Source organism: Caballeronia sp. INML3B (assembly GCF_023631305.1).
Lineage (GTDB): Bacteria > Pseudomonadota > Gammaproteobacteria > Burkholderiales > Burkholderiaceae > Caballeronia > Caballeronia turbans.
The window spans coordinates 212,307-224,564 of record NZ_JALQDI010000081.1 but is presented as its reverse complement, the minus strand read 5'-3'; the positions used below and the strand labels follow the sequence as shown (position 1 = coordinate 224,564).

At 64.0% G+C, this 12,258-nt stretch carries 11 protein-coding genes and 1 pseudogene; 4 read left to right on the top strand and 8 right to left on the bottom strand.

The features are described 5' to 3' along the window. Nucleotides 1-116, bottom strand: a pseudogene (locus NCS58_RS33300) (2-methylcitrate synthase); the annotation flags it as partial. Nucleotides 117-139: 23 nt separating this feature from the next. Further along, nucleotides 140-1,036, bottom strand: a complete 897-nt coding sequence (prpB, locus tag NCS58_RS33295; RefSeq protein ID WP_061118732.1) for a methylisocitrate lyase — start codon at nucleotides 1,034-1,036, stop codon at nucleotides 140-142. 198 nt (nucleotides 1,037-1,234) lie between these two features. On the opposite strand from prpB, the gene prpR reads away from it, so the two are divergent. Further along, nucleotides 1,235-3,181: a propionate catabolism operon regulatory protein PrpR gene (prpR, locus tag NCS58_RS33290; RefSeq protein WP_250478009.1), complete on the top strand. Its 1,947-nt coding sequence runs from the start codon at nucleotides 1,235-1,237 to the stop codon at nucleotides 3,179-3,181. Here prpR and NCS58_RS33285 read toward each other — a convergent pair. Further along, on the bottom strand, nucleotides 3,165-4,961 hold the full coding sequence (locus NCS58_RS33285) for an ABC transporter transmembrane domain-containing protein (RefSeq protein WP_250478008.1): 1,797 nt from the start codon (nucleotides 4,959-4,961) through the stop codon (nucleotides 3,165-3,167). The genes prpR and NCS58_RS33285 overlap by 17 nt on opposite strands. A gap of 145 nt (nucleotides 4,962-5,106) precedes the next feature. Further along, a complete protein-coding gene (locus NCS58_RS33280) occupies nucleotides 5,107-6,042 on the bottom strand; it encodes an AraC family transcriptional regulator (RefSeq protein ID WP_250478007.1) in 936 nt (311 codons plus the stop codon). Nucleotides 6,043-6,136: 94 nt separating this feature from the next. On the opposite strand from NCS58_RS33280, the gene NCS58_RS33275 reads away from it, so the two are divergent. Further along, the gene (locus NCS58_RS33275) at nucleotides 6,137-7,384 is read left to right on the top strand and encodes a DUF1479 domain-containing protein (protein ID WP_250478006.1); all 1,248 of its coding nucleotides are present in this window, start codon (nucleotides 6,137-6,139) and stop codon (nucleotides 7,382-7,384) included. A gap of 36 nt (nucleotides 7,385-7,420) precedes the next feature. Here the strand turns inward: NCS58_RS33275 and NCS58_RS33270 are convergent, their stop codons facing one another. The 3 genes from NCS58_RS33270 to NCS58_RS33260 all read right to left on the bottom strand — a co-directional run bounded on the left by NCS58_RS33270 (nucleotide 7,421) and on the right by NCS58_RS33260 (nucleotide 9,869). After that, on the bottom strand, nucleotides 7,421-7,867 hold the full coding sequence (locus NCS58_RS33270; protein WP_250478018.1) for a DUF2501 domain-containing protein: 447 nt from the start codon (nucleotides 7,865-7,867) through the stop codon (nucleotides 7,421-7,423). Between the two features lie 290 nt (nucleotides 7,868-8,157). Beyond that, nucleotides 8,158-9,489 (bottom strand): type II toxin-antitoxin system HipA family toxin, encoded by a 1,332-nt coding sequence (locus tag NCS58_RS33265; RefSeq protein ID WP_250478017.1) that lies wholly within the window; start codon nucleotides 9,487-9,489, stop codon nucleotides 8,158-8,160. After that, nucleotides 9,489-9,869: a helix-turn-helix domain-containing protein gene (locus NCS58_RS33260; RefSeq protein ID WP_409219320.1), complete on the bottom strand. Its 381-nt coding sequence runs from the start codon at nucleotides 9,867-9,869 to the stop codon at nucleotides 9,489-9,491. The genes NCS58_RS33265 and NCS58_RS33260 overlap by 1 nt, the downstream gene beginning before the upstream one ends. A 145-nt stretch (nucleotides 9,870-10,014) precedes the next feature. Here NCS58_RS33260 and NCS58_RS33255 point away from each other — a divergent pair, with 145 nt between their 5' ends. Next, nucleotides 10,015-11,043 (top strand): sensor domain-containing diguanylate cyclase, encoded by a 1,029-nt coding sequence (locus NCS58_RS33255; RefSeq protein WP_061118725.1) that lies wholly within the window; start codon nucleotides 10,015-10,017, stop codon nucleotides 11,041-11,043. Nucleotides 11,044-11,094: 51 nt separating this feature from the next. Here NCS58_RS33255 and NCS58_RS33250 read toward each other — a convergent pair whose 3' ends face one another. Then, nucleotides 11,095-11,373, bottom strand: a complete 279-nt coding sequence (locus tag NCS58_RS33250; RefSeq protein WP_250478005.1) for a hypothetical protein — start codon at nucleotides 11,371-11,373, stop codon at nucleotides 11,095-11,097. Between the two features lie 203 nt (nucleotides 11,374-11,576). Between NCS58_RS33250 and NCS58_RS33245 the strand changes: the two genes are divergently transcribed. After that, nucleotides 11,577-11,897, top strand: a complete 321-nt coding sequence (locus tag NCS58_RS33245; RefSeq protein WP_250478004.1) for a hypothetical protein — start codon at nucleotides 11,577-11,579, stop codon at nucleotides 11,895-11,897. Nucleotides 11,898-12,258 lie beyond the last annotated feature (361 nt).

The following is a 12,258-nucleotide window of genomic DNA, read 5'->3' as shown; positions in this document are numbered from 1 at the left end:
CCGGTCTTGCCGACCGTGCACAGCGCGGTATTGCCCGCCGTCACGCCGGACAGCGCGACGGATTTCTTCGGCTTGAATGCGCCTGCGGATGCGGTGCTGTTGTCTGCTTCGCTCATTGATTTCGTCTCCTTCACAAGGGTTATTTCTTCGCAGCAAAAAGCTGATCGAGTTTCTCTTCGTAGGCGTGATAGCCGAGATACTTGTACAGATCGGCGCGCGTCTGCATCGTTTCGACGGCGGCTTTTTGCGTGCCGTCGCGCTTCACGGTCTCGTAGAAGTTGAGCGCGGCGGCGTTCATCGCGCGATACGCGCCGCAACAATACAACGCGATGTCGACGTTTGCATCCTTCAGTTCATCGACCGTGAAGAACGGCGTGGAGCCGAACTCGGTCAGGTTCGCGAGAATCGGCACGCGCACGGCGGCCTTGAAGCGGCGATAGTCGTCGAGCGTTTTCATCGCTTCGGGGAAGATCATGTCGGCGCCCGCCTCGACATAGGCGATGGCGCGCTCGATCGCCGCATCGATGCCTTCGGCGGCAGCCGCGTCGGTGCGCGCCATGATGACGAACGATTCGTCGGTGCGGGCATCGACGGCGGCCTTCACGCGATCGACCATTTCGCCGGTCGGCACGACTTCCTTGCCCGGGCGATGCCCGCAGCGCTTCTGCCCGACCTGATCCTCGATATGGACGGCAGCCACGCCCGCCTTGATGAACGAACGGATCGTGCGCGCGATGTTGAAGGCGCCGCCCCAACCCGTGTCGATGTCGACCATGAGCGGCAGCGAGGACGCGTCGGTGATGCGGCGCGCGTCGATGAGCACGTCTTCCATCGTGCTGATGCCGAGATCGGGAATGCCGAGCGAATTGGCGGCCACGCCGCCGCCGGACAGATAGAGCGCCTTGAAACCGACGGCTTCGGCCATCTTCGCGGCGTAGGCGGTGATCGCACCCACGACCTGCAACGGCGATTCGTCTCTGACGGCCTGGCGGAACCGCGCGCCTGCGGTCTGTGCGGACTGGTTTTCGGAACTCACGTTTCGTCTCCTGATGAAGTCGGCCCTATAGAGCAAGTTGCTTGCCAGTCCGAGTCATCGGCGTAAGTCATTGATTTTACTGACCAAGAACATTCTGGCAAAACATGGTTGTTTTCACGGCTGAAATTTCAGATTTCGAAGCTGAAATGAATGCTGCATACTAAACGCGCACCACCGCGTCATTCAAGGCAGAAGACCATGCAAACGGATTCCGCGTCTCGCCCGCGCATCTGGGCGGTCGGTATCAGCCGGCTCAGAGCGTTATTCATCGATATCGCCGGCGCCTATGCCGACCGCGCCGAACTCGACGTCGTCCCGCTCGGCTACGAGGACGCCGCGCGAAGCATCGAAGGCGCGCGCGACGAGCGGCCGGATGTCGTCGTGGCCGGCGGCTCCAATGGCGCCTATCTCAAGGGCCGCGTGTCCGTGCCGGTCGTCGTGATCAGCCCGACCGGCTTCGACGTCATGCACGCGCTCACGAAGGCGCGGCGCGAGGGCGCGAGCGTCGCGCTCGTCACGCATGGCGATACGCCCGCGGAAATACGCCGGTTCCTCGCCGCATACGGCATCGACATGATCTGCGAATCGTATCGCTCGGCGCAGGACGCGGAGAGCCTCGTGCTGGACTTGCGCGATCGCGGCGTCGACGTCGTGGTCGGCCCGGGCCTCGTCGCGGACCTGGCCGCCGACGCGGGCATGAGCTCGGTGTTCCTCTACTCGCGTACATCCGTCGTCGCCGCGTTCGAGACCGCACTGGAAGTTGCCCAGGCGATGCGCCACGAAGTCGCACGGCGCAATCGCCTCGACAACCTTTTGCAGCATCTTCGCGATGGCGTCGTCGCGGTCGATGCGGGCGGCCGCATCGAAGCGATCAATCGCCGGCTCGCCGCCGCGCTCGGCATTGCCGATGCATCGCGCGCGGTCGGCCGGGCGCTGCTCGATGTCGCGCCCGAACTCGACGGCGTCTTGCCCGTCGCCGACGGCGATGTGTTCGGCGCCGTGCGCGGCGTGAGCTACGCGATCCATCGCGGACCGCTGGCGAGCGAGGGCGCAGCGGGCGGCACGATCTTCACGTTTCAGGAATCGCGCGCAGTCGAGCGCCTCGACCGGACGCTGCGTTCACGGCAGGGCGCGCAGGAATTCGTCGCGCGGTACCGGCTGGAGGACGTCGTCGGTGAATCGGAGCCGATCGAGCGGGTAAGAGCGCTCGTGCGCCGCTACGCGAAATCCGATGCCACCGTGCTGATTCTCGGCGAAAGCGGCACAGGCAAGGAAATGGTCGCGCAAAGCATGCATCGCCTGAGCCGTCGCAAGGACTTTCCATTCGTCGCGATGAACTGCGGTGCATTCCCCGAAGCGCTGCTCGAAAGCGAGCTGTTCGGCTACGAGGAGGGCGCGTTCACGGGCGCGCGCAAGGGCGGCAAGGCCGGCCTGATCGAAGCAGCGCATCGCGGAACGTTGTTTCTCGACGAAATCGGCGAAATGCCGCCTTCGCTGCAAAGCCGCCTGTTGCGTGTGCTGCAGGAAAGAGAAGTCATCCGCCTCGGATCGACGGAACCGACGCGCGTCGATATCCGCGTCATTGCCGCGACGCATCGCACGCTCGCCGAGGGCGTCGCCGATGGCTCGTTTCGGGCCGACCTCTTCTATCGCATCAATATTCTGAGTGTCGCTGTGCCGCCGTTGCGCGCGCGATCCAGCGACATCCTGCCGTTGGCGACGGAGTTGCTGATGCAGGCCGCGAGGCGCGACAAGGCGCTCGCGCTCTGCGTGCCCGGCCGCGACGACGCGCAGCGCCTGCTCGCGCCGCTTGAGCAGGCGCTGCGCCTCTATCCGTGGCCCGGCAACGTCCGCGAGTTGCAGAACATCGTCGAGCGCATTGCCGTGGAGATCCCGGACATGGAGATCGAGAAGGATCGGCCCGTCGCGTTGACGCTCGACGACTTGCAGGCGATCGCGCCCGAGCTGTTCGAAAACAAGACCGAAGCCAACGCGGATCTTTCGCTTCGCGACCTCGGCCGTTCGGTGGAAGCCGATCAGATCCGTGCGTCGATGGCCGCGTTCGGGGGCGATCGGGACGCCGTCTGCAAGGCGCTCGGCATCAGCAAGACGACCTTGTGGCGAAGGCTCAACGCGAAGCGTTGAAATTCCTGAAGGCGGCAGCGGCCGGCTCGCCGAACTGCAGGGCGGCGAGCTGCGCATACAGCGGCGAGCTTTGCAGCAACTCGGCGTGACGGCCTTGCGCGACGATGCGGCCGTGCTCCATGACGACGATCCGGTCGGCCTGCTGGACAGTAGCCAGTCGATGCGCGATGACGAGCGTGGTGCGATTCTGCGCGGCATTGTCCAGCGCCGTCTGCACGAGTCGTTCGCTCGCTGCGTCGAGCGCGCTGGTCGCTTCGTCGAGCAGCAGGATCGGCGGGTCACGCAGGATCGCGCGCGCGATCGCGATGCGCTGACGCTGGCCGCCCGACAGCCTCACGCCGCGCTCGCCGAGAAAGGTGTCGTAGCCCTGCGGAAGCTGCTCGATGAAACCGGCGGCCGCAGCCATGTCGGCGGCGCGTCGTACTTGCGTGAGCGTTGCGTCGGGCATGCCGTACCGGATGTTGTCGAAGACGCTTCCTGAAAAGATCACCGAGTCCTGCAACACGACGCCGAGCGCGCCGCGCAACGTGCCGAGCGACATGTGCCGGGTCGCGACACCGTTGATCGAAATGCTGCCGGATTGCGGGTCGTAGAACCGCAGCAGCAATTGAAACAGCGTGGTCTTGCCTGCTCCCGATGGCCCGACGAGCGCGACATGCTCGCCAGGGCGGACATGGAGCGAGAACCCGGATAGCGTCGCGATGCCTTCGCGGGAAGGATAGGAAAAGCTCACGTCGTCGAAGCGTATGCCTTCGCCCGCGGCTGGCATCGGCACCGTCGTTGCGGCCTGCGCCACGGGCGAGCGCGCGGCCAGGAGTTGCATGAGCCGTTCGGTTGCGCCGGCGGCGCGCTGCAGATCGCCCCACACCTCCGCGAGCGTGCCGACGGCACCCGCCGTGAACACCGCGTAGAGGATGAACTGCGACAACTGGCCCGCTGTCATCTGCCTTGCCAGCACGGCCTGCGCGCCGAGCCAGAGCACGAAGACGACGGCGGCGAACACGAACACGATGACCACGGCCGTCAACCCGGCGCGGGCGCGGATTCGCGTGAGCGCTGTCTCGAAGGCGGATTCCACCGCCGCGCCGAAGCGCCGCGCTTCGTAGGCTTCCTGCGTGTATGACTGCACCGTTGGCATGGCGTTGAGGATCTCGCCCGCCAGCGCGCTTGCGTTCGCGACCTTGTCCTGGCTGGCGCGCGAAAGCCGCCGGACACGACGGCCGAAGAAGACGATAGGCGCGACGACCACGATCAGCACGGCGATGATGTAGCCGGACAGTACCGGGCTCGTCGTCACCAGCATCGCGATGCCTCCCACCGTCAGCAAGGCATTGCGCAATCCCAGCGACAGGCTGGTGCCCACCACCGTCTGGATCAAAGTGGTGTCGGCGGTGAGGCGCGAGAGGACTTCGCCCGTCTGCGTCGTTTCGAAGAACTGGGGGCTCATGCCCATGATGTGATCGTAGACCGCGCGCCGCATGTCGGCCGTCACGCGCTCGCCCAGCCACGATACCCAGTAGAAGCGCAGTGCCGTCGCGCCCGCGAGGACGAGTGAGACGATGAAAAGCGCGATGAAATAGCGATCGATATGCGTCCGGTCCCCGCTGGCGAACCCGCGATCGATCAGATATCTGAAGGCCATCGGCAGGGCCAGTGTCGCGCCCGCCGACGTCACCAGCGCGAGGAACGCGAGCGCCCAGCGACCGGCATACGGCCGCAGGTACGGAGCGAGAGAGAAGAGCAGGCCGACGCGCGGCAAAGGGGCTGCTGCAGATGACATGGAATCCTGGCGTGGTGGACAGAGCGGTCGATGGCATCGAGCGTCGAAGAGAACCGCTTGCGGGTTCTGACGTTCGTCCGTTGCCAAGCCAGATTATCTTCTTGCGGCGAGCGATACGCGTTCGGGCGCGCAAACGAAACGATACTTATCGGCGTTTCTCCAGCGAAGGCGATCGCGACTCCAAAGACGACGAGTCCAGCGGCGCCCGGTTCGTCCCCGCGAACTCCCTGCGATAAGCCGCCGGCGTGGTGTGCTTCAACGCGCGAAATTGCCGGTTGAAGTTGGCCACGTTCGGAAATCCCGATTGCGAAGCGATCACCGAAACCGGCCATGAAGTATCGGCGAGCATCCGGCATGCATGACCGATGCGAACGCGGTTCAGATATTTGCCGACGCTCTCGCCCAGATGCTGCGCGAAGTAGCGGTTCAACGTTCGCTCCGAGAGCGTCGCTGCGTCGGCAAGCTCGCGCAACGTCAGGCGCTCTGCGAAGCGGGCGTCGATCACGCCAAGGGCGCGATTGATACGCTCGGGTTCGTGACCGGAAGGCCGTCCCGGCTGCCCTTTATCGAACGCTCGGGGCGAGGCGAGCGGCGTGGCGTCCCGGTCCGCGAGCTCGCACAGGACGTCCAGCACGGCGCCCAGGCGTTCTCTGGGCGATCGGGACAACAACGCTGCGAGCCTTCGACTGACGATCTCGCCGGCCTCCTGCGCGAACGCGAGCCCGGATGCCCCGCGGCGCAGCAGTTTTCGCAGCGGTTCGTACTCGGGGCAGCAATCCGCGAGACGCCGCGCCCAATCGCCGCTGAACCAGATAACGATCGCCACTTGCGGCGCACCGGCGTCGATCGACTTGTTCGAGGCCCACGTATGCGGTAGATCCGGCGGCACCAGCACGAGGTCGTCGCCTTCGTAAGCGACGATCGAATCGCCGATATAACGCTTTCCGCGACTGTTCATCGTGAGCGTGAGCTCGTACTCCGGATGGTGATGCCATTCGAACGGTATCCGGGGCAGCTTGCGATGAAAAACCCGGATCGAGCAGCCGGCTTCCATCGTGACGTGTTCGTAAGCGGGCTTCATGACCGGATATGCAAATAGATTGTCCTGATTGTATCGCAGCGAAAGCGTGCGCCCGTCTAAGCTGTAGGCACTCGAAAACATCTGGAGACCCGCTGTGGAATCCCTGAACATTCAAGATCTGCCCGCTGCCATCCGCGCGGTGAAAAAGCAGCTTCGCAACGAGCTGCCCCGCTACAAGGAAGTATTTCAGGAGGTCGAGGCCGAAATGAGGCGCAAGGTCGATGAGATCGCGGAACTTCGTCGACGCGGCGAACCGGTGATTCCGGAGATCCGGTATGCCGACATCGTCGCGGGACGCGTCGGGGACGATGCGATCGCCGCAATCAGGGATCGCGGCGCGTGCGTCGTGCGCGGCGTCTTCAGTGCGCAGCGCGCGGCGGGATGGGACGAGGCGATTGCGGACTATGTCGAGGCCAACCGTCTGGACGAGAAGCTCGCGCATCGGGCGGAGGACAAATATTTCGGCAATCTCGCATCGGGCAAGCCGCAGATTTACGGCATCTACTGGTCCGGCCCGCAGGTCGAGGCGCGCCAGTCACGGGAGCTCACGCAGACGCGCGTGTTTCTGAACCGGCTGTGGAAATGGGAGAGCGAAGGGCGCGTTCATTTCGATCCCGACCAGGTGCCCGTGTATGCGGATCGCCTGCGCCGGCGGCCGCCGGGCTCAGCGTCGCTCGGGCTTTCTCCTCATTGCGATGGCGGCTCTGTCGAACGATGGCTCGACGACAATTTCCGGCGTGTGTATCGACATGTGTTCAGCGGCGACTGGCGCCGTTACGACCCCTTCGACGCGGCGTATCGCCCCGAGGCGCGCGAGATTCCGTCTCCCGCAGTCTGTTCGATGTTCCGCACCTTCCAGGGCTGGACGGCGCTCACCCCGCAGGAGCCCGGCGACGGAACCTTGCAACTGGTGCCGATCGCAAATGCAATGGTCTACGTGCTGCTGCGCGCGCTTCAGGACGATATCGCCGAGGACGACCTGTGCGGCGCGACGCCGGGCCGCGCGTTGTCGATCAGTTCGACATGGCACGCGCCCTTGCACGAAGCGCTCTCGTCGATTCCGCCGATGCAGGCTGGCGACACCGTCTTCTGGCACAGCGATGTGATTCACGCGGTGGAGGATGAACATCGCGGCAAGGGCTACAGCAACGTGATGTACATCGCGGCGGCGCCCGGCTGCGCGAAGAACGACGAATACCTCAAACGGCAACTGCCGGCATTCATCAAGGGCGAGAGCCCGCCCGACTTCCCGGCCGATAACTTCGAGACCGATTTCGTCGGCCGTTCCACCGAAGGCAGTCTGACTGCCCTCGGCAAGCAGCAACTTGGATTCGATCTCTGATCCGTGCGGTCAGTTCGAGAATGTTTCGCGCGGCGTCTACAGCAGGGATTTTCCCTGCGCTAGGATCTTGTCGCAAACCTGCTTCGTGACTTGTTCCTTCAGGCCGCCGCCGCTCAGATCGACCTGCTTGCCGTTGCCGCTATCGAGGATTCCCTTGGCGCCATCGAGGTATCCGCCGTTGCTCGACGCCGAGCCGCCGAGCTTGCTCATGAGCCCGTCCTTGACCGGCGATGCGCCGCCTCCGAGATAGTTGTTCTTGATGCAGTACTCCAGTACGCCGGCGACATTGCCGGTGCTGCCGGAGGATAGCGAGTCCAGCGACAGACCGTTGCCCATTCCGCCGAGATTGCCGAGGCCGCCGCCCGCCGCGGCGTTCTTGCCTTGATCGAGCAGGTTGCCGAGTTGGCCGTAGGTCATGGGAACGTAAAGCAAGGTCGCGGCCAGCATTCCACCGACCCAGAGGTGACGTTTGCACGAGATCATGCTGCCTCCTTTTTGGGGAGCTTTAACTATAGTGCTTCTGAAGGCTCGTGCAGGCCGCAGGCGATCAGCCTGCGCATATCGCGTAACAGGACCGAAAGAATCGGCAGGATTGATGCGCACGACGGTTGCCGCGAAGATCACGAGCTCGCCGCGCTTCGCGCGCGGTGCCGCCCGCCACGGCGCGTCGATCACCTGCGCGCCCGCTGCCGCCCGCCGCTCGCCTCGGCGACGCACGGCGTCCGGGCCGACCGTCGACATGATCAACGGTGACGCCGCACGACGCCTGCGCGTCACGACGCGAGCTTGCGTGCCAGCCGGCGCATGCCGTCGAAGATCGAATCGGCGACGTCCATCGGGAATTCGCGTGGCAGCAGCGCGGCCACTTCGTCGATGACAGCTGGCGTGCGCGTACCGAGTTCATCGATCATCGTCTCGACTTCGGCAGCGGCGAGCCCGACGCGCCGTCCCTGCGCGACCCAGTGCCGGCGCTGGATTTCGCCGATCAGATAGTGGACGTTCTTGCCGCGCACGGCCATCGCGAGCCGCACGCGCCGCGCGGCGAACTTGTCGTGCCCTCGTCCGATGACCGGATGCGCCGAAAGCACGTCATAGAGCGGTGTCGATTCGTACTGGTTGCCGGGCAGATGCGCGATGCTGAAGTTCTTCGCGTGGCCATCGGTGGCGGCGAGCAGCCAGAAGATCATCTGCGTCAGAAAGAAGTGACGGCGATCACGCGCGGCGTGCGTCGATCCGGAGAGCACGTCCATGATCCGTTCTATGCCCGGGCCGCCGTCCGATTCGTACTTGTGCAGCGCGGGCGTACCGGTGGCCTGACACATGTCTTCCTGCGGCAGGCGCAGAATCCACGACTTGTCGCTCGACAGGCGGCGATCGAAGCGTTCGACGACCAGCACCTTCTGATCCGCGAACCGGTCAATCTCGCAGCGCGCGATCGGCAGGCCATAGGCGGCAACGATCTTCGAGCAAAGCCATTCGTTCTCGACCGACGTGCGCATGTCGGCGCGCATGTTTCCGACGAGGCCAAGCGGCAGCTTGAAGATATGCGTGGTCGGGGTGCTGCCTTCGGGCAGAAGCCAGCGCCTGCCGTGACGCAGAAGCGCGGTCTTTTCCTGCGCGCCGGCGATGGAAAGGCGCAGGTCGTCGACCGGCTCGTGCTGTCCGAGCTGTGGCGCGGATGTCGTCTCGCGCAAGAGACGCGCGATCTGCGATTCGGTGAGCGCGCGGCCCTTGATGCTTTCGAGATCCACAGGCGCTTCGCCGGGCGGTAGCATCTGAAGCGCGCCGACGCAATCGCGGCCCAACTGGGCGAGCAACTGGAACGGCGTCGTGCCGCCGGTGCGGAATCGCGTGGCGATGCGGCGGCGGATCGGCTCGCTGTCGGGCAAGAGGTTGTCGAAGAAATCCGTGACGACCTGCCCGCGCCACGGCTGATTGCCTGGCGTAAAGGGCAGCGAGAGCGATAGCGGACGGCCCTGCGTATCGGCGATCCAGTCATCGCGATAGACGAGGCGTTCGCCGGCGGGACCGTTCTCCCAGTATCCGACGGGCAGGCCGTTCATCCACAGGTCGAGCCGTCCCGTTTGCGTGCGGCGCGCCATGATTACCAGTGCTCCCGTTTCTTCGTGGCGGCGGTCGTGGCGCTTTTACGCGCGGGCGTGACCTCGGTCTGTCGCGATGCGCGGCGGGACCGCGCCGTTGTGGCTTTCGCGGCGGCGGGGGGCGGGTCGGTCAGCGCGGCTTCGTTTGCCTGGGCAGAACGGGCGGTTGCGGCTCGGGTTAGCGCAAGTTCCACGTCTAGCGCGCGCAAAACCTTGAATAAGCGCTCGACGCTCACAGCCGCGGGATTGGCTTCGAGTTGCGCGTAAGTCTGCTGGGTGACGCCGAGACGCGCGGCGACCATCGCTTGCGTGAGGCCCGCGGCCTTGCGGAAGCCGAGCAGGATAGGCCTGAGCTGGCTCAGTGTTTTCAGGGAATAGTTCACCACGCGCTCCTACAGGCTTTGGACTGTAATGCGATCTTACAGTCTATTGGCTGTTTCAGGAAAAAACAGTCTATCGTCTGTAAATCGGGTGTGGCCGGTATCCGCACCGCTACAATCCAGTTTCTCAAGGATAAGCGAGGTGTCTATGGAATTGATGCTCGAGCGGCTTTCGGAGTCGGTGGCTTCAGCGGAAAGTCTGGAGCAGCTCACGAGACCGTTGCTTGAAATGCTTGAAATCGTCACGGGGCTGGAGTCGGTCTATCTGACTTCCATCGATGAAGCCGCCGGGATTCAGTTCGTCGATTTCGCGCGGAACTCGGGCGAGCTTCGCATCGATGAAGGACTGGAGGTGCCCTGGGCCGATACGCTTTGCAAGCGATGCATCGACGAAGGACGCCGCTTCACGTCCAATGTCAGCGAAGTATGGGGCGACTCTCAGGCTGCCAGAGCGCTCGGCATCGAAACCTATGCGAGCGCACCGATATGCGCTAGCAACGGCCTGATCATCGGCACGCTCTGCGGCGCGAGCAGGAAGAGTCAGGCTATCGGGCCGCGCGCCCGCAGTGCGCTCAACGTGTTCTCGAAGATCATCGCTCAGCATATCGAGCGGGAACGCTTGCTGGAGGAAGTGCGCCGCTCCAACGAATATCTGACGAAGTTCGCCCTGACCGATACGCTGACCGGGCTGCCGAATCGGCGCGCATTACAGGACGAACTGGGCCGGCTGCTGGCAAGGGCCGCAAGAGATGGGTCGTATGTGATCGTCGGCATGATCGATCTCGACGATTTCAAGAAGATCAACGACGAGTTCGGTCATGCGGCCGGCGACAGTCATTTGCGCGACTGCGCCGAACGCATTGCGAAAGTCACGCGGGACACGGATATGCTCGCGCGCATCGGCGGCGATGAATTTGCGTTCGTGGGTCCGGGTCCTTCCGATCTCGACGAGGCGAACCGGATTGCAGCCGAGATTCAGGCGCGCTTTGCGCGGGCCGGAAGTGGAACGAGCTTGCCCGGACGTCATCAGGCGGGCGCTTTCGGCGTGAGCATCGGTGCCGTTGCGGTACGGTTCGTGAGCGCCGATCAGGCGATCGCCCTTGCCGATACAGCTATGTACGAGAACAAGCGCGAGCGGAAGCGGGGGCGAAATGAGGCTGCATCGGCGAAAGAATGATGTCGATTCGCCGATGCGGGCGTTGACGATCACCTATTGACGACAACGCCATCACGCCGTGGGGCGATAGCGTGCATCAGTGAAACCGGACCGGCCATCGCGTGAGGGCAACGTATCGGATGAGTCCGGCGCGCCGCGCTCCGCTTCGCTCATTTTTTCGATCCTGGTGAGCAGGTCGGCTACCGTCGAGAACTGGTGGTGAAGAAGGTGACGGCTTTGCAACAGGCGCTCGAGCCGGCGACGCCAATACAACAGCGGAAGCGCCGGATTCGACGCGTAGAGAACCGCTTCGATCGCGATTCGAATGTGGGCAATGTCAGCGTCGATCATCCGAAGCTCGAATGCGCTGACAATGTTGCTATCACAGGTGTCCATGGCTTGTTATCGGCATGGACCTTTCAATTCTGAAGCGCTGATGGCGCGACCGATTGTATGGTGCGGTTAAGGACCCGGCACGCTGATTGCGCGCCTTCTGCTCAAGCAGGCGACCCTCGTCTGCCTCCATCTTCAGCCCGACTAAGGAGGGACGGAACATGAACAAGGCAATCAGCACACTGATCGCGGCGGCAGCCGCACTCACCCTGTCAGCGGGCGCTTATGCGCAGACGGCGGGGGGTTCGAGCGGCGCGGGTTCGGCAGGCAGCACGGCTAGCCCGGCAAACCAGGTGAACGGCGCAACGGGCGGCTACGGCACGCCGGGCATGACGAATTCGGAAAGCGGCATGTCCGCCAAGCCCAACTCGGGCCTGCCGAGCAGCACGAACAGCTCGGCAACGTCAGGTACCACTGCGCCGACTACCAGCAACAACACCCTGGCGACGCCGAGCGTGAAGTCGCCTGCTGCTGGCCAATAACGACTGTGTAGAAATGACAATGGGCCGCGAATCGGCGCGAGCCTGCAGATAGCAATCTTCGGGTTCGCGTCGAGGCGGTTATAGGTTCTCATGCTGCGGAGTCGTCGCGCGGCTGGGACGGAAGAGCGCGACTGGCACATTTCGATCTTGCACGGCGCGAAGCGGCGCGACTTCGTTCGGTATTAGCGACGCCATGCGCAGATCCATTGCATGAACTGCAACGCTGCGACTCCTCGCTCGCCGCGCTCTGTCGCAGCAAAGAGACGAACCCGCCACGAGCGACCAATTTTGATGTTCTCCGGTCTTGATGCTCGGTAGAATCGCGGCGAGCTAAAAAAGACCGAACGGGCGTCCCGGCGAT